The sequence below is a fragment of the Polyangium jinanense genome (genome assembly GCF_028435365.1).
The window spans coordinates 1-17172 of sequence record NZ_JAGTJJ010000112.1 but is presented as its reverse complement, the minus strand read 5'-3'; the positions used below and the strand labels follow the sequence as shown (position 1 = coordinate 17172).

Below are 17172 nucleotides of genomic sequence, written 5' to 3'. Positions count from 1 at the left end.
TCTCCCGTCCACTCCGGATCCAGAACAAGCCGTCTTGCTCGACGTACCCGCCCTCGGCGAGGAGCTGCGGCGTGACGCGGGAGCCGTAGGCCTTGGCGAGCAGTGCCGGGGTGAAGGCGGCGGCGTACGTCTCGTAGGGCAGCGCAAGCCCGTCCCCGGCCCCGAGAGGCAGCGGGCCGGCCAGGGTCGAGCTGTCCCAGTAGAGGTGCCTCACGTGCTCGACGAGGCGCTTCTGGAGGCTGCCATCGGGGGTGGCCTCGTAGGGGATGGGCGTCGCGTTGTTCACCGAGGCGAGGACGCTGGCGAAGGGCAGGCACGCGCTCTGCGCCTTCGGCAGGCCCGTGAGCTCGTACGTCCGGGTCTCGAGGGGCACCCCGAGGCGGTAGAAGCCCGGCGCGCTGGGCTCGTTCGCCACCGTGGCCTCGGTGATCGTGGCGAGCAGCCCCTGCTCGGGCAGCTCCATGTTCCGGCGGGCGTAGGCCACTGTCGCGGAGCGGATCACATGCCCGAAGGCATCCACCTCGAGCGCCAGGGTGTGGACGACGCGCGTATCCTTCGGATCCCGCTCGTAGTGGGCCTCGATCTTCTCCCGGACGTACGGGAAGAAGACCGCGTGCGCCTTGTCCGTGGCCGGTTGCAGCTTGCGGAGCTCGTGGCTGGCCGAGGTGACGAGGTACGGGTGTTGTTGCTGCGGCGAGCCGTCGAGCCCGTAGACCTCCTCTCGCAACATCTGGCCCTTGAGGGCCCGCGCCGCCTCCCGTGCCTCCCTCGGGCTCATACCGTGCGGAAGAACGGCGTCAGGAAGTACAGGCGCCTGAGTGTCGAGCGCGTAGTACTCCCTCGCGAACTGCTCCTCGATCCGCTCCTTCTCGAGGAACGCGCCCGTGTGAAACCACGTCTTCGTCAGGACCGGGGGGAGGTGGAGCTCGTTCTCGGAGAACGATTCAGCGTCCCATTGTTCTACGAGGCCAAACCCCCTGAACTCCTTCTCCGCGCTGTCGTAGTAGCCGTGGTGGTAATTGTATGTACTGACGAACTTCGTGCCGCTCACGGCGTCGTGGGTCTCGACGCGGGCGAGTACATGCACCGGGAAGGGCAGTCGCGTGACCCAGGGCGTCCCGTTCTTCAAGTCCTCCAAGTAGAACTTCGTCGAGGGCGCGTACTCGAGCTTCGTCTCCGCCCCGAGGTTGTTCTTCACCGAGGTGAGCAAGTACGGCTTCTTCGAGCCCAAGAGATCGATGTACCGCATCGGCGGCTGCGCCACGCCCTTCCAGGGCGAGGACCAGACGATGCAGGCCGTCCCCGTGCCCAAGAAGTCGAGCACCGAGATCGGCGACCCGAGGTCTGCCGTGGGGAACCCCGGCAGCTTCTCGACCTTGCTCCAGCCATTGCCCGCCTGGTTGAAGGCGATCTGGATCCCGTCGGCGCCGATGTAGAGAATGTCCGTGGTCCCCGAGCCGTCGATGTCCGCGAGCCGGATGCGCCGAGGATCGAAGCGGAGCGGGTCATCGAACCGCGGCGCGTTGCTCATCTCCACCTTGGGCCCCAGCCGCCCGAGCCCACGGTTTGGCCAGTAGCAGATGCTGCCGTTCTTGATCCGCACGATGTCGGGCATGCCGTCGCCGGTCATGTCCGCGACGAAGACGATGCCTCGATTGTCCCGGTACACCTCCGTTGGCGCCAGGTCCTCGTCGAAGACCATCGGCAGATTGCGCGGCGGCCCCCAGCCGTTCTTGCCGAGCGAGGGAAACCAGATGTGCACGTGCCCGCTCGTGAAGATGATGTCCTGCTGGCCGTCGCCGGTGATGTCGATGAAGCGCACGCCCGGATCGTTCCAGGGGATGTTCGGATGGGAGGAGAAGGGCATGAACGGCCCCCATTCGCCATCCTCGGTGCGCTCGTGAGCACCTGAGCCGGTCCTATTGAAGAACACGAGGCTCGGACGGCCTTCGTGCTCGAGATCCAGAAGCTCCGTGCGGCCCATGGTGGGTGTAAGGGCATTGGGACGGCGCATGAGCTGCCTGGCCGACGCAAGCTCGGCGTCGCCAAGGTTCTGCTTGTAGAACAGGCCCTCGCCGTGCTGGACAAGAACACCGGGCAGCCCCTCGCCTTCGAGATCAACCCACCGTGCCCGCTTGCCGTCGACGTTGCCGAGGTCCGCGGTGTACTCCGGGTCGACGGTATGTACCTCGGTATGGAGCTCGGGCAGGGAGTAGCCGAGCTCGAGCGGCGGCAGCGACTTCTTCGCGTAGCCGCAGTTCTTCTGGATGTACCCCGACTGCGTGACCGCGACGAGCTGCGAGAGCGTCGGCGCCTCCGCATAGGCGAAGTCCGTCGAGCGCACGAGCACCGGCTCCGCGCCGAGTTCGGGGATGTGGTGGAAGATCAGCACGCGCCGGCAAAGGCGGTAGGCGCGGATCTCGAAGGTGGCCCTGTAGGTCGAAAACGGGTCCTTTCGGCAGGGCCACGGCTTCACCTCCTCCGGTGTCGGGGCCTCGGCGGCGTGCTCGCCGTAGTCGAAGACGACCTGGAAGTAGAAGTCGTCGGCCTCGCCGGGCTTCTTGTTCCCGTACCGAATGCGCTTCAAGTAGCTGTTCGAGAAGAGCTTGGGCTCCTCGTGCCGGTGCTTCTCGTGGAGAGACTTCGGCACGCTCGCTAGGTCTTCGGCCTTGTATTCGTACTGAATGATGTTTCCCCGCGCGTCCTCCGTGCGCTCGAGGAGCCAGGTGAAGATCCGGTCTGTGTACAATGCATCGGCAACCCGGGCAGTCTTCGACTTGCCGTAGATGTGCCGAATGTTGTCCTTCGTGATCACCTGCCAGTAATAGGCGCCCGCCTCGGTGATGCGCTCGACGCGGGCGAAGGTCCCCTCGACGCGAGGCTGGTAGCGTTGGATCCTCCGGCCCTGCTCGGTGGTGATCAGCTTCTTCCCATCCGGACCGAGCACCGGAACGAGATCCTCGGCGCCGGAGAGGATGAACGTGTCCGTGTCCCAGTGATCGGTGTATTCGGGCAGGCCCTTGTCCGTCTTGCGTGTGATCGACGGGACCGAGAGGTGCCAACCGACGCCAAAGGGGCCGTTCCCGGTCCCCGAGTCGTAGGTGAGCGCGAGCTCGGGCGTGAGGCCCCTGCAAGGCGTCGTCGCGATCGGGACGTTGAACGTGCCCGTGCCCACGGCGAGGTTCGCGTTGAACTTCTCCCCGAGCCCGCGCACGGCACCGCCACCCTTGGGCAGCGAGGGGTTGGGCGCCTTCACCGTCGGCCTGGGGATGACCGAGGACCGCTTCGGCATGCCCTCCATGGTCAGGCCCCCTTGCGCGTGAAGTCGCAGAGGACCCAGATGTTGTCGAGGCCGTCGCCCACGGGGCCTGCAGCCGAGAGTGTCCACGAACCGGCTGCCCAGGATGTTCCGGGGGCAGGCGTCAGCGTCGGGCTCACGGCCAGGCTGTCGAGAGCGCCGGGGTCCTTCACGAGCGTGGTCTGCACGGATGAAGCCGCAGGCGGCACGACGCTCACCGCGAGAGGCGTGCCCGCGAAGTACGCCGTGGGGTCTTTCCAGGCGGCGAATATCCGCACGGCGTTGATCTTCGGGGCGCCGCTGTTGCGGGATCTGGGGAACACGCTTTTCTCGAGCGGCAGCACGAGCGTCTGCGCCGCGCCGGCATCCGGCGTGAGGAAGTGGCGCCACTCCGTCGGGAATTCGTCCTTCAACGAGAACAAGCGAAGGCCCGAGAGGAGCAGCGCGGCGTTCTTTTGTGCTTCGGTTTTCAACGAGTCTCCGCCGTCGATCGCCGTGTAGCGGACGTGCAGAACAACGTCGCTCAATGCGTCGAGGTCGGTGTTGTTGGCAGAGAGCTCAATCTTCCAGGTACCGATGACGCCAGCGCCCTCGAAAGGCAAGTACCGCTCGTCGCGTAGAGACAGCTCGAAGACGCCCGCGTCGTTCTGCGCGCCGCTGATGGCGAGCGAGATCGGGGCGATGTACGGCGTGGTGAATCGACCGTCGTTCACCTTCTCGGCGTAGCCCCCGGTGACCTCGATGCTCTTCCGGGCGCGGCTCTTCACCAGCGTGAGCGTGGCGTTAAGCGTGCCGTAGGCATCCGTCACGCAGGGGACGGAGAGGCTGACGGTCTTGAGCCGGCGCAGGTAGTGCCCCGGGAAGTCGAGGTCGAACTCGAGCTCGGGCACATCGAACTCGCAGACGCCCTTGTGCTTCAGCTCGAGGAGCTTCTGCGGGGCGAGCTGCGCGAGGGAGATGTGCTTCGTGATCTCGTACTCCCGCTTGTTCGTGTCGAAGTACGCGGCCTCCATCTGCCGAAGCTGCTGCAACAGCTTCTCCCCTGCGAGCAGGCCGTTTCTCGTATTGTCCCAGTGCGTGAGCGAGACGTCCGGCGGATCTTGCGCGAGCTCGTGCTTGAACGCCTTCGCGGCCCGCCTCGCCATGCCGAGGGCGAGCTTGTAGGCGTCGAAGTACACGGTCGAGATCTCGTTCACCGTCCAGGAATAGAGCGCCTCGTTCGTGAACTTGTCGCGCAGCGTGGCCTCGACGACCTTGGCGTTCTCCACGATGAGGTCGTGGTTCTCGAGGTCCTTCTCCACGAGCGCGAGCCTGATCTCGGCGGCCAAGATCTGCTTGTCGAGCTGTTCGATCTCCTTGGCGGCGATCTTCTCCTGGAGCTTCCAGTCCTCAACGCGGCGGGTGTAGTAGCCCATCGTCGCGCTCATCGCTGCACCGTCGCGCATCAACGACGCCACCACGCCGAGGGCGTTGCCAAACGACTCACCGGACTTCGCCGCGTTCTCGCCCCCGTACACGATCAATGCAGCGGGGCTGGCGATGCCCGCGCCGCCCGTGATCGCCGTGGGAAGAAGGTAGGCCCCCGCTGACTCGGTGTGCGTGACCTGGACGAGGGCCTGGGTGATGGCGGCGGCGCCTGACATCACCATGGCCTGCTCCTCGTAGGAGTTCATGAACGGCAGGCCCTTGTAGTGCTGGTATCGGATCGCGGCGGCCTCACGAGTCTTCTTCAAACCGGCCAGCGTCTGCTTCGCCTCGTCAATCTGCCGCTTCTTCACCTCGCGGGTAGCGGTAAGTACCGCCGCCTCGTGCGTCGCACGCAGCAGGGTCAGCTTCTCCACGTCCTTCTTCTCGAGCGCGGAGAGCAGGGCCGTGCCCAGGGCGATCACGCCGCCGCAGAACTCCAGCGCCTTGGCGTGCAGAACCCCGAAGCGGTAGTGGGGCATCGGCACGACCTCGCTGACGTCCTTCCAATCGACGCCCATCGCCGCCGCCTTCACCAGCAGCGCCGGATCGATCGGCGGCGCGAAGAGCGGGAGCGGACGTGCCTGGCCCTCGATGTTGAGCCCGTGCCTGACCTTGAAGAGCCGGTCCGCGACGAGATTCCAGTACCCGAGGAGTTTGTCGTTCGGCGGGATCGCGAAGTTGGCCGTGTCGATGAGGGGAACATCCCCGGCGCCGTTGAGCTCGGGCACGAGGTTCTCGAGGTCGGCGAGCGGGGCGGAGGCAAGAAGCTCTGCATACGTCTTCGGAGCAGCCTCGGGCTGCTTGTTCAGCTCGGGCTTCGGGCCGAGGATGTCCGCCGCGAGGATGTAGAGCCCCGTCGCCTCGTTGATTGCCTCGCGCGTGTCCTGGGAGAACAAGTAGTCGCCCCACGCGATCAAGTTGTCGATGTACTTCATCACGACGGCCCGCTGGTACGCGATCGGCCGCATGCGTGCGATGAGGTGCGGGTTGAACGGCTCTTCGCGCCAGGCTTTGATCTGCGCCGCGAGCTCCCCGAGGGCTTCTTGATTCCCTGCCGCGAGCGCGGCGAGCTCGGCCGCGAGTGCCTTCGGATCGGCCTTCTCGCGGAGAGGTTTCACCTTCCAGAACCGCTCCGGGCCGCCTGTGCCCGGGGTGGGGTCGAAGATGCGATGGAACCAGCGCTGGGCCTCCTCGTGCCTGTGGTTCTTCATGAGCATGCAGGCAATGAGGAAGGGCGCGTGGAAGAAGACCTCCCAGTTGTATTGGCTGTAGGCCGCCGCGGAGGAGAAATCGATATCGTCAACCGGGTACGGCTTCTTCACCACGGAGAGTGCAGGCTTGTAGGTCTCCTGGAAGTAGACGTCGCTCCGGAGCTGGAGGGCAGAGCCGTCCGCCGGCCAGCGGAAGAGACCGTCGAGGCCGTCGCCATCGAGGGCCTCGAGCATGCCGCAGGCATGCGGGTGGTAGAACGTCTCGATTCGAACCTGGCGCGGGTCGAGCTCGATCGAGATGTTGGGGATGTAGAACGGCCCCTCGGCCGGCGCGGGCGGGAGTCCGGGCAGCACTTGTCCCCACGGCTTCATGGGGGACGCCTCTCCCGCTACCACGCGCTTGGGCGCTTGAGCCTGGTGCTCGATCCTGACGAGGAAAGTCCTGCTGTCGTCCTTGTAGAAGAACGACGGGTGCGGGAATCCGCCGTGAAGCATGGTCCAGAGCATCGGCCCGCGCTCCGCGCAGACGAGCCGGTACGCGCTCGGCGTCGCCCCTAGGACCTTCACATCCTTGTCAGTGAGCACGAAGCCGCGCAGCCAGAGGCCCACGGTGTCCTTGTCCTTGATGAACTCCATCCCCGCGACGTGCGTGCCGTACGGCGCGCCCGTGGGACATGGATTCGACGCTGAACTAGCAGTCAGGCGTCCGTCGCAGCCCAGCACGAGCTCGTACACCCGGCGCGCTCGATCCGGCGGGGCCAGTTCTTTCACCGCGCAGAGGATGGCGAGCTGGCCGTTCTTGTACGTGCTCCAGAACGTCAGCGCAGCCGGGTCGCCCTCGGGCAGATCGAGGCGTAGAGGCTCTTCCGGGCCGGTCTTCCTCGGTGACCAACGGCCGTTCTGGTACTCGCTCCACGCCATCTTGAGCCGCATCGGCTTCTTCTTGATTGCAGGCGCCTTGGGGCCCGGAGACTTGTGCGGTTCGTCGATGTCGGGGTCGATGTCCGGCTGCGGTTTGCCCCCGTCATCGAGATCGTATTCCTTCGGCTTCTTATGGCCCGCGGGCTTGCCGCCCTTCGGCGCAGGTGCCGCTTCTTGCCCGGTGTCCTCCGCCTCCTCGAGCAGCGCCCAGAACAAGTACAGCCGACGGTTGTAGACGGCGAGCAGGGCGTGCTCGCTCTGGATATCGAGATCGAGCTTCTCCCAGGGCGACCACAACTGGTCGACGCGCTGCCGATAGTAGTACACGCGCGGCGAGGTGTGCGTCCGGCCGATGACGTGCAGGATGGTGATCCATGAGCTTCCGGTTTTCTGACCCTCCTCGCACACACCGACGATATCGAGGTGAGCCACATCGTGAAGCTTCTGGAGGTACTTGCGGAATGCCCCCTCGGCACGGATGTCGGTGATGTCCCCCTGGAGTAGCTCGCTCTCGAGCTCTTTGAAAAAGGGCGTCTTGTCGTCGCGCAGCTCGGGCTCGATCCAGTTCTCCGGGTGGAAGAAGATCTTTCGATTGGCCTCCCAGACGCGGTAGCTCTTCATCCAGGCCCATTGCGCGGCGGCCTCGTCGTCGAGAGACGTGACCGCTGGCTCCAGGCCCATGAAGCAGCGCTGCACGAAGAGTTGCACCGAGCTGATCGCTTGCTGGATGCGTGACGTCGTCGGCTTCGGGCGCATCTCCACGTCGACGAGCAGCTCGGCGAAGAGGTCGTTCGTGGAGTCGTACTTGCCCAGCGCGAGCGCGGCGGAGACGAGCGCCTTACGTTGTAGTTCGCGCAGATCATCGCGAAGGACACGCCCGATCTCGGGCCAGGCGTCTTCGGTGTACTTCGCCTTCACGGCCAGGCGGACATCATCTGCCAGAGCCGGGGCGGTGAGCACGGCGGGGTTGGCGCTCTCAATCGGAGCCGTTGTGGTGGCCCAGGAGATGGCCCGCGTGGCGGACACGCCGAGTCCCTTTACGACTTGGATCGCGTTCCAGAGACGGCCGACCGCAGCCTGGTTCTCGAAACTCGAGGGGAAGACGAGGCCGAGCTTGTTGATGAGGACATCCAGGTCGGCAGCGGGCAGCCCAGCGCGCTCGGCGACGGCCGAGAAGAACGCGGACGCGTCCGCCTTGGTCTCCTTGAGCAGCGCCGAGAACGCATCGAGCAGGCCGGGTGCCGGCGGCATCGGCGTGGCCGGGGCCTGGGAGAAGACGTCAACAAGCTCGGCGCGCGAGGTGCCGAAGTGCGCGAGCAGGATGTTCATCTCCTCGGCCCAGACGTTGAACGGCGGCGCCGGGGGGAACTTCGCCTGCGCGAGCGCCTTGTAGGCCGTGAAGCGCGCCTTGCCGTGGATGGGCTGGGGTGAGAGCGCAAGCTCCTCCGCAGTGCCCACGGTCTTGATGTGCGCGTCGAGGGCAACGGATGGATCAACCGCGTGCGCGAGGCGGAATTCGAGGAGCTCGTCGGCGAGGTCCACATACGGCACCTCGGTCAGGGTGTTCTCGCAGGAGAGTTCAATACGCGCGAGATCCGGGCGCCGGGCGAGAAGAACGTCACGGGCCGTCGCGGGATCCCCAGGCTTGTTCTGGATTGCCGGGTAGCGGCCGAGGAAGTCGAGGACGTCGACGAGGTAGGCGGCCGGGCCGTAGATCGACGCGCAGTGCTCGCAGGCGAGGTTCTGCGGGCCGAAGATGTCCATGAGCGCGGCAGCGTCACCCGTGCTTGCAAGGTCCGGAGCGGGAAGGACGTAGAGCCCAGGCGGCCGAGCGATGGAGGCGAACTTCCCGAAGAGAGCGAGGGCGCCGCTCGTGATCTGCTCGGCCTTCTGGAAGAGGGTCTCGGCCTTGGACTGGCCGCCGAGCACCTGGCTGTACGATTTGACGAACGCCGGCTTGCCGAGCTTCTGGATGCCCTGCGCGGAGTGGATGCCCGCGGAGAAGAGCAGGCTCATCTCGGTGGGGCTGGGCGTCACCTTGAAGAGGCGCTCGAGGGCCTCGAGGTTCGCCGTCGCGGTCTTCGGCGAGGACAGGCCGTCGAGGGCACCAGGCTTCTCCTGCAAGTAGGAGCGCACCTGGGTCTTGCCGATCTCGAAGTCCGGGTTCTTCGAGAAGAACAGTGCGAGGTCTTGATCCGCCTTGCCCTGGAGCTGCCCCGCGAGCGCGGCCGTGGGGAGTGTATTCGCCAGCGTGTCGGTCAAGAGCAGCGCGTAGTTCGCGCTCTTCTCCTTGTCGTCGGCGCCCGGCACGTCAGGCGGGGCGCCGATGGGTGCGCCGTCAATGCCCTTCTCGAGGAGGGCGAGCCAGTCGGGGACAGCGAGCTTCGCGAGATCGGCGAGCGACGACCACTTCCCGCTGCGACGCCATTCGTCGAGGGCGCGGACAAGGGGCAGGTGCTGGCGGGTGAGCGTGGCGAGCTGCAGGGCGAGCTGCACGCGGTCGACGAGCCCTTCTTCTTTGAACATCGGGTATTCCCGAAGTCCCTGCCAGAAGCCGTCGACCGGCCCTTCGTACTGGAGGTAGGCCGAGACCAGCGCTGCCTGCGCATCTCGGGCCGGAAGAACGATGGCGAGGAGATCGCCCAGAGAGAGCCCAATCTCCGCCGGCTCGAAGGCGAGCTGCACGGCGGCCTTGTGGAGCCCTGCGAGGATGGCGTCGACCTGCTCCCGGAGCCCAGCCGGGATGAAGTTGTGCTCGAGCGCGAGAAGAAGCGCCCGGAGCTGCTCGGATGGCCTCGTCATGAGCAAGCCACGGCGCTCGCGGGGGAGTCCTTCGCGGAACAACCCGTAGAGGGCCGCTGGGTGGATCCCGAGGGCGCGTGCGAGCTGCGTGGCCGTGACGAGGGCGTCGAGGTCGTCCAGATCGAGGCGCAGGCTGCACGCGAGATGGCGAATGTCATCCTCGGTGAGGTCCGTCAGAGAGGCGCTGCGGATGGCAGGGGCCAGAAGAACAACAAGGCGCTCGTAGGCCGAGGGGCCGCGGTAGACCTCGCCGCCCACCACCAGGTTCACGGTCGCCGTGGGTGGCGCGTGGCAGAGCTTCTTCTCGGCCGTGACGGCGCGCTCCGCGTCGTACACGCGCACGACGAGATCAGCAGCCGACTTCCGGTGCCCGCGTCCGGGGCCGGGATCGAAGAGCGCCACGTCGAGCAGCGTGCCGGTGTACTCGAAGTCCTGGGCGAGCTTGTCGGCCGCGTAGACGATTCGGTAGCTACCAGTATCGCTGGTCGTGGCCTCGCCGAGGAGCTGCTCCTCCCGGAGGTTCCGGTTGTAGGCGCGCACGACGAGGCCCGCGCGTGGCGCCCCCGCGGCCGTGACTACCCGACCACGTACGATGAAGGGGGCCGGGGTAAAGCTGCGCGTACTCGTCGAGCGGTTGATCTCGACCCGCACCGCGCTCTCCGGGCGATCGATCCGCCAGACGACCGAGCGCTCCGTGCTGGCGATGCAGGTCGGGCCCTCGAAGAGGCGGAAGAACAACACCGGGACGCGGTCGAGGAAGAGCTCGCGCAGGTGCCGGGTCTCAAGAACAATGCGGAAGATGCCGAGCGCGTCGGAGAAGGCGCACGCGACCAGGTCGTTGCAGAGCCGCCCCTTGTCCCATGCCTCGACGCGCACATCCGGCAGTCCTCGCCCGGTCTGGATGTCGACGACTCGCCCCGTGAGGATGTACTCGTCGCCGCGGCCACGCTCTTGCATCGTCTCCTCCCGTTCCGGAAACGATGGTAACGCTGGAGCAGCGCAGTTTGCTCCGCGTTGTAGAGCATCGGATGAACAATGTCAGTTCCTAGGTTCCGCGAACCGGGGAACCTGAGGCAGGAGTCGGCCTGGGATCTACGTGCCCGGCGGCTTGGGGCCCGAGAGCAGGTTGGGAGGGGCAGGGAATGCGCAGCTCTTGTAGTAGACCGGGCTCGTGGGGTTGAGCTGGTTGGCTTTGTTGTCGCCAGCCGGTGTGCCCGGGGCACCGCGATCAACCCGTCCGCACCTGCCGCGCGACCGTCGCGACGAGGAGCTGGGTCACGCGGCGCATGAAGGCATAATCGAGCGTCTCCCACGTGTCCGTAAGCCGATGATAGTTCGGATTGCGAAACTCCGCGGTATCGGTCCAGAGCATGGCCGGGATCTTCGCCTTCCAGAACGGCGAGTGGTCACTCCGATGCAGCACGGGGAGCCACCCTTCGAGGCCGAGGTAGACCTTCAGTCCCACGACCGGCAGCTCGGGGACCAGCGCTTCCGCCTGCTTTGCCGCGAGCTCCACGAGGTGGTTCGAGCGCTGGTTCGTGAGCAGACCGATGAAATCGCCGACGTCCGGTGCGCCGGGGACCGGAAACGGCATTCGCTGCGAACCTGCCTCGTGGCTCGCATAACCGACCATTTCGAGCACGTGCACGGCGGCGATCGATGCGCCGGCTGGTTGCCGGCGGGCGACGAATGCGATGCTGCCGAGGAGCCCATCTTCCTCGCCATTCCACGCGACGAACCCCACGGGCAAGGGCGTCCCGAGGCTCGCGAGCGCTCGCGCACAGGCGAGCATGGCGGCGATGCCGCTCGCGTTGTCGTCCGCGCCCGGCGTATCGGGCACGCTGTCGTAGTGGGCGCCGACGAGGACCAGGGGGCGATCGACGGCCCCGCGCGGCATTGCGACGACGTTCCGCAGCTCGCCCTCGAGCTCGACGGCATAACCGAGCTCCTCGAACGCATCCGCGATGAACTGAGCGGCCTTTCGGTTCTGGGCGCGCTGGACGAACATGTGCCGCGGTTCGGCGAGCTCGGCGACGGTCTTGAAGAGCTCGGGCTCACTCATGGATGCGAGCGCGTCGATCAGGCTGCCACCATGGCTCGTGGCCTTCGTGCGTCGGAGCTCCATGGGCTGGGTGTCCTTTCTCCTGGGATTCTACAGGTCTCTTACCCGACCTGGCGCATCCAGCGCCGGTCAGCCTCCGACAACATGCCCCGCGCCACGGTCGCTCGCCGCAGCACCGAAAGTACTGCTACTGGATCGCATCCGCAGAGACCGGATGCCCACGCAGGGTTCGCCTCGACCACACCCCAGCCGCGCCCCGCCATTCGCCCGACATCCACGACGACCGCGGGGGGCAGCTCCACGTCGGCATCCTCGAGCACCGCTTGGATCGACGCAGACGCCGCCTCCACCTCCGCTCGGTCCGCCTCCCACTCACCCGCCGCATTCCGAGCGAGCTCCCCACCGCGAATGTAGGGCGAGAATGCCGCCACCTCGCGCTCCCGCACGAAGAACCGGAACTCCACCTCGAATACGACCGGTTCGCTCACCAGCACGGGCAGGTCGGGAGGCAACACCGGATCGGGGTCGAGCGCGGCTCCGTCGGCATAGACGCGCGCGGGGAAGCACTTCTCGTCGGTCGGCTTGACGAACACGCGCTCCCGGATCGACAAGGCTTCCGCGAGCATCGCGAGACGCACGTCACGAAGCCGATGGCGCTGCGGCAACCGCGGCAGCCAGTCGCTCGTCGGCTCGAGCAGCGTGATCCCGAGGTCGTCGGCGATCGCGTCCGCCAGAATCGTCTCTCCGTAGAACACCGGCTCACGCGCCGCGAGGCCCTCTGGGCAGCGGAACGAGTGAAGGCGCTCGACGTCCCAGCCGGCGGAGATCGCCGCGGCGAAGAGCGCGTTCGAGTCAGGACTGTAACGATGGGAGAGGACGAGCGTCGGCACGCGTTCGGATGCTACACGAAGTCGTGGGAGCCGCGCCATCCAGCGCGAGAAGGAACAACGCTCAGGCGTCGTCGTCCGTCCCTCCCTCTCCCTTGATGATCCGCTGAAGTGTACCTCGATCGATTCCGAGGATCCGGCTGGCCTCACTCTTGTTCCAACGAACTGAATCGAGAACTCGGCGAGCGTACCAGTCGTGGACGTCTTTCAGCGTTGTCTTGCACTGTAGAATCCGGTTAGGCACATCGCTTGTGGCGCCCCCGCGCATGGCCGCATTGCTGGAAGGCTCGCTTTTGGACATCCACTCCAGGTTAGTTCCGAGTAGCCAGGATCGAAGCACGTTGTCGATCTCCCGGGCGTTTCCATGCCACGGGCGGTGGACGGCCTCCGTTTGCAGCCAATATGTCGCCGCCTCATCGCGAGCTACCACAGGTGTCGACAAGGTTTCTGACGCACCAGCTAACGCCAGTCGCCGCTGGAGCGCTTCTGCGCAGACGCGGTCGAGCAATCCAATACCGATCGGCACGATGTCTTCTGGGCGGTGGCGGAGAGGTGGAATTTTGATGACGCAACCAGCCAGCCGCTCGTAGAGGTCTCGGCGGAACGTCGCACGTTCGACCATCTCCTCGATCGGGTGCGAGGTCGCGGCGATATACCGAACGTTGACTTGAATCTCCTTGTTGGAGCCGACGGGAGTGATTCTATCTGTTTCGATCGCACGAAGTAGCTTCGCCTGGACAGGGAGTGAGAGGTCCCCGATCTCGTCGAGGAAAACCGTTCCTCCGTCTGCCTCGACGATCTTGCCTTTTCTACTCTTCACTGCACCGGTAAAAGCGCCCTGCTCATGCCCGAACAACTCCGACTCGGCAAGCTCTCCAGGCAAAGCTGCGGCGTTTACCGTTTGTGTTGGTGCAGGTGTCCGACCTGCCCCCAGCGTACCTTGCTGGACCGCGTTCGCGATTATCTCTTTGCCGGTTCCGGTCTCGCCAAGAATCAGCACATTTTGATCGAGAATTGCCTCTCGTAGTATGAGCGTGTCCTCCAAGGAATGGCCAAAGCATGCAGCCCATGCAGAAGCGCGGACGCGCTGCGCATGCTCGGATACGCCGATGAAGGCGTGCAACGCAGTCGAAACGCGCTGAGCGGCGTACAGAAGGCTCCCCACTTCGGCCATGTTCACCCCCATCTGTTGAGTGGCGGCGTTCCCGAGTAGCTCGAAGGGGTTGATATGGCCATCCTTGATAGGACCGATGATCCGAGAGTGGCCCGCTGCGAGGAGCAGTCTGCGTGCATCACGGGGGAGCCCGTCGACCACGAGCTTGCTCGCTACCTCGATGATCTCGCTGATAGGTACGTCGAGTAGCCCGGACACCCCTTCCGGGATGCGGTTGAAGAACGGGTTGCCAAGGTATGCGCGGACCATGGCCTTGAGCCGAGGTGGATCAAGCGCTGCCCGGGCGAGCTTCGACGGACGTGGTTCATGAGATGGCCGCTGCTGCATGACACCCCGATGCTGCACGGTGCTGCGGCGTAGAACAACAACGCCGTGACATCGGCATGTGGATCGCCGACTTTTGCAAGGAAGATCAAGAAGTTCTCGTCCGATGTCCTTATGGGTACAAAAGTTGCGTTGGGCTCCAGCAACCCAGGCGAACAATGAGTTTCGCTACGGGAAACTGGAAGGAGTCCATCATCATGTCGAAGAAGAAGTCGCGCCCCGCTGGCGCCGCTCCGAGCTCGAGCAACGTCGCTGCCGCGGCACCCACCGAACATGTAGCCCCCCGCTTGGCTGAAGCTGCCGCCGCTCCGTCCGGCAACCGCGCGCTGGGCGGGGACGCCTCGGTCCAGCAGATCCTCGACGTGACGCCGAAGGTCTTCCGGTTGTTCCGCAACGCCAGCGGGCTCAGCGCGATCCTGTTCGGGTACATCCGCAGGAAGAATCTCTTCAAGCAGGCCGGCTACGACGATATGGATACGTACGCGCGGCAGCACCTCGGTGTCGAGAGCGCGGCCATGTACAAGAAGATCGCTAGGGCCAGTAAGGCAGGCTGGAAGTACTACCGCGAGCACTTCGACAAGATCGTGCAGAGCGTCGCCGCGGGCCAGAGTCCGCTTGTCGAGGACAACGCGACGCTGCCCAGCATGACGGCCCTCGCGCTGCTCTCCACCGCGTTGAAGTCGGTCCCCGAGGAGGAACGGAGTAAGTTTCTCGCGGACGTGCTCGCAGGGAAGATCCGCGCGGAGGACATGGGGAAGCGGGACCGTGCCATCAACAAGAAAAATTCAGCGACAAGCGGCGCGCCCGACTCCTCGTCGCGTGCTCAAGTCCCAGACGTAGCTTCGTCGCCCTCCGACATGGGCGCGAAGTTACCCCCGGCCGCCAGGGCGCTCGAGGCGATGCGCGCCGTCGAGGACTCGCTGCTGGAATGCTCGAAGGTCGAGCTTTCGCTGCAGGACAGGGAGGAGCTTCAGCGTCAGGCTCAGGCGCTGGCCAAACTCGCGGCCGACCTGCTTACGAGGATCGCGGCGGAATGAGCGACAGTGTCCGGCGGCGGACCGGGGACGCGGATGCGAAGCAGCTGAAGAAACGGCGACCTCGAGCGCCGGCAACGGCTTTGCGGGTGCACGACGCGGCACTCGCCCTTGCCCCTGATGGGACCGTGTTCATCGCCCTGTCCCAGCTCGTGGGATCGGATGAACTCGCCACGGTCCTTGAGCGTGCGCGCTCGGAAACTGGGGCGGTCTTCGTTGGCGTGCCGCTCGAGGAGCGAGAGCTCAGCCAGTTCGTGATTCCTCGCCTGCAGAAGGCCAGCGTGGAGGCCGCCGCCTGGGTGCTGGGAGTCCGGCGGGCAGGATCCAGGTCCGCCAGGCGCAGGATACGCGCGTAGCCTTCTCTTCGACGACCGCCTGCAACGCGGTGCTCACCGCTCGTTTCCACGAACGCGGCCCGTGCACGGTTAGGTGACCGACTTCACGTCAGCGAAGCGATACCGCTTCGTTTTTGGGCGGTTGTGCACGAAGACGTGACCAAGGCCACTCCCGTCCTCCCCCCAAGAAATGCACTTCCCAAGTGCTCGCGTGCCGACCAGGTCGGGCCACAAGTGACGACAAGTCCAATGCAGAACCCAATAGTTCTGAGCACTTACAGAACGGGGGGGTTGAACGGAGGGCTACCAGCCGAGGTCCCGGAGCCGGCTGCGGAAGCCGCGGGACTTCTTGAAGTGGATCTCGTTCTTGCTGATATCGCGCATCGTCCGGCGTGCAGGTGGGACCTTCTTCCCGAGCTGCTCCTGCGCCAGCGCCTTGCCCTTGTATCGCTTCACCGTGAAGGTGCCGAAGCGATGGAGATAAAGCTCGCCTCGCTCAGCGATCGCGGACATCGTGAGGTCGAGGAACATCGCGGTCACTTCGTTGACGGTTTTCATCGGCAGACCGCAGAGCATCGCCACCTCGTGGTCGATCGAGCGCTTCGTCAGCAGGCGCCCTGCAGGTTCGGCGTGTCCATCGTCGGGAAACTCGGCATCGGTGCTCATCTCGTCGATGTCGTGCATGCGGACAAGAGTGCCGCCTCTTCGGCCTCCAGCGCAAGATCGAACAGGATGGCGCGACCAGCCCGATCCGCGCTCGGTTTTTCCGCATCATTCTTGAGGCGAAGCCCTGTCATAGCCGTTGGTGTTGCGCTATGGATAGTCATGCCCGTCGTCCCGGTTTCGCATCAGTCCGCTTCGCCGCCTCCTGTGCGTCCGCTGGGGGCCCGGCAGAGCGACCTGGCAGCGGCGAAGGCGCTGGCGAGCTTTCTATCCACCAGGGGCGCGTCGACGTTCATCGATGCAGCTCGGTTGCGAGAGCAGCCTCTGCTGGCACCCATCTGCGCTCTCGCGATGACGGTCTGGTCGTCCATGCAGCAGCCGAAGATGCGCACGAGGCACCGGACACCCCGCTACAGGGTGGCCGCGTTCTACGCCTGCCTCGATGATCTCGCGCTCGAGGAGCATCGGGAAACCGCCGAGCGTATCCTCCGCCGTGATCATCCTCGGCATATCCACATTGACGCGAGCAGTGCCCCCGAGGACTACACCGAGCCGCAGTGGCGCAGCGGGCTCGGAATGTTTGCCCGGGACGACAAGGGCGAGCACCTCGTCTCGGTGACCGAGCACAACCGTAAACAATTCGCGCCGCTTATTCTCTTCTCGCTCGCCCATGGCGAGCCTTGGTAGACTGAAAAAGAACGGCCCGGTCAGCTTCCACCCTGACCGGGCCTGAACTCGCGGGATCCTGGCCGACGCGAGCAGGTTCATTCTCCATCACCTGTCGTCGTTCGGCAACCCCTTCGGAGGGCAGTCATGCCGAACAACGACCTCGCCACCGCCCGAGCGGAGCTGGTGGCCAAGTTGACCGTGCGCCAGGAAAGGATGATAGGGGTTATCATCCAAAGCTGACAATGGCCCCGTGGGAAGAATGATCCCACCCCTCACGCGGTGCAGCGCGGGAGGCGAAGCAGAGCGGTGAGACGAATCGAGTGCC

Annotated in this window: 9 protein-coding genes; 3 read left to right on the top strand and 6 right to left on the bottom strand. The window is 65.4% G+C overall.

Features of this window, described 5'->3' with window-relative positions:
* From KEG57_RS53750 to KEG57_RS53730, 5 genes are all read right to left on the bottom strand, one after another.
* On the bottom strand, positions 1–3292 hold a 3292-nt coding region (locus KEG57_RS53750), incomplete at its 3' end, for a SpvB/TcaC N-terminal domain-containing protein (RefSeq protein ID WP_272460047.1).
* A gap of 11 nt (positions 3293–3303) precedes the next feature.
* The gene (locus tag KEG57_RS53745; protein WP_272425272.1) at positions 3304–10656 is read right to left on the bottom strand and encodes a Tc toxin subunit A-related protein; all 7353 of its coding nucleotides are present in this window, start codon (positions 10654–10656) and stop codon (positions 3304–3306) included.
* A 271-nt stretch (positions 10657–10927) separates the two neighbouring features.
* On the bottom strand, positions 10928–11824 hold the full coding sequence (locus KEG57_RS53740; protein WP_272425273.1) for a M20/M25/M40 family metallo-hydrolase: 897 nt from the start codon (positions 11822–11824) through the stop codon (positions 10928–10930).
* Positions 11825–11862: 38 nt separating this feature from the next.
* On the bottom strand, positions 11863–12651 hold the full coding sequence (locus tag KEG57_RS53735; RefSeq protein WP_272425274.1) for an ATP-grasp domain-containing protein: 789 nt from the start codon (positions 12649–12651) through the stop codon (positions 11863–11865).
* A 61-nt stretch (positions 12652–12712) separates the two neighbouring features.
* Entirely contained in the window at positions 12713–14071 is a 1359-nt protein-coding gene (locus KEG57_RS53730) for a sigma 54-interacting transcriptional regulator (protein WP_272425275.1), read from the bottom strand.
* A gap of 272 nt (positions 14072–14343) precedes the next feature.
* On the opposite strand from KEG57_RS53730, the gene KEG57_RS53725 reads away from it, so the two are divergent.
* A complete protein-coding gene (locus tag KEG57_RS53725) occupies positions 14344–15183 on the top strand; it encodes a hypothetical protein (protein ID WP_272425276.1) in 840 nt (279 codons plus the stop codon).
* Positions 15180–15536 (top strand): hypothetical protein, encoded by a 357-nt coding sequence (locus tag KEG57_RS53720; RefSeq protein WP_272425277.1) that lies wholly within the window; start codon positions 15180–15182, stop codon positions 15534–15536. Before KEG57_RS53725 ends, KEG57_RS53720 begins: the two co-directional genes overlap by 4 nt.
* A 282-nt stretch (positions 15537–15818) precedes the next feature.
* Here the strand turns inward: KEG57_RS53720 and KEG57_RS53715 are convergent, their stop codons facing one another.
* Positions 15819–16199 carry an HU family DNA-binding protein gene (locus tag KEG57_RS53715; protein WP_272425278.1) on the bottom strand — a complete coding sequence of 127 codons (381 nt, stop codon included), beginning with the start codon at positions 16197–16199 and terminating at the stop codon, positions 15819–15821.
* A gap of 141 nt (positions 16200–16340) precedes the next feature.
* On the opposite strand from KEG57_RS53715, the gene KEG57_RS53710 reads away from it, so the two are divergent.
* On the top strand, positions 16341–16865 hold the full coding sequence (locus KEG57_RS53710; protein WP_272425279.1) for a hypothetical protein: 525 nt from the start codon (positions 16341–16343) through the stop codon (positions 16863–16865).
* Positions 16866–17172 lie beyond the last annotated feature (307 nt).

What these genes read in the sequence shown, in the direction of transcription:
- KEG57_RS53745 (WP_272425272.1), bottom strand. Translation starts at nt 10,656, where the DNA reads ATGCAAGAGCGTGGCCGCGGCGACGAGTACATCCTCACGGGGCGAGTC.
- KEG57_RS53740 (WP_272425273.1), bottom strand. Translation starts at nt 11,824, where the DNA reads ATGGAGCTCCGACGCACGAAGGCCACGAGCCATGGTGGCAGCCTGATC.
- KEG57_RS53730 (WP_272425275.1), bottom strand. Translation starts at nt 14,071, where the DNA reads ATGGTCCGCGCATACCTTGGCAACCCGTTCTTCAACCGCATCCCGGAA.
- KEG57_RS53725 (WP_272425276.1), top strand. Translation starts at nt 14,344, where the DNA reads ATGTCGAAGAAGAAGTCGCGCCCCGCTGGCGCCGCTCCGAGCTCGAGC.
- KEG57_RS53720 (WP_272425277.1), top strand. Translation starts at nt 15,180, where the DNA reads ATGAGCGACAGTGTCCGGCGGCGGACCGGGGACGCGGATGCGAAGCAG.
- KEG57_RS53715 (WP_272425278.1), bottom strand. Translation starts at nt 16,199, where the DNA reads ATGCACGACATCGACGAGATGAGCACCGATGCCGAGTTTCCCGACGAT.
- KEG57_RS53710 (WP_272425279.1), top strand. Translation starts at nt 16,341, where the DNA reads ATGCCCGTCGTCCCGGTTTCGCATCAGTCCGCTTCGCCGCCTCCTGTG.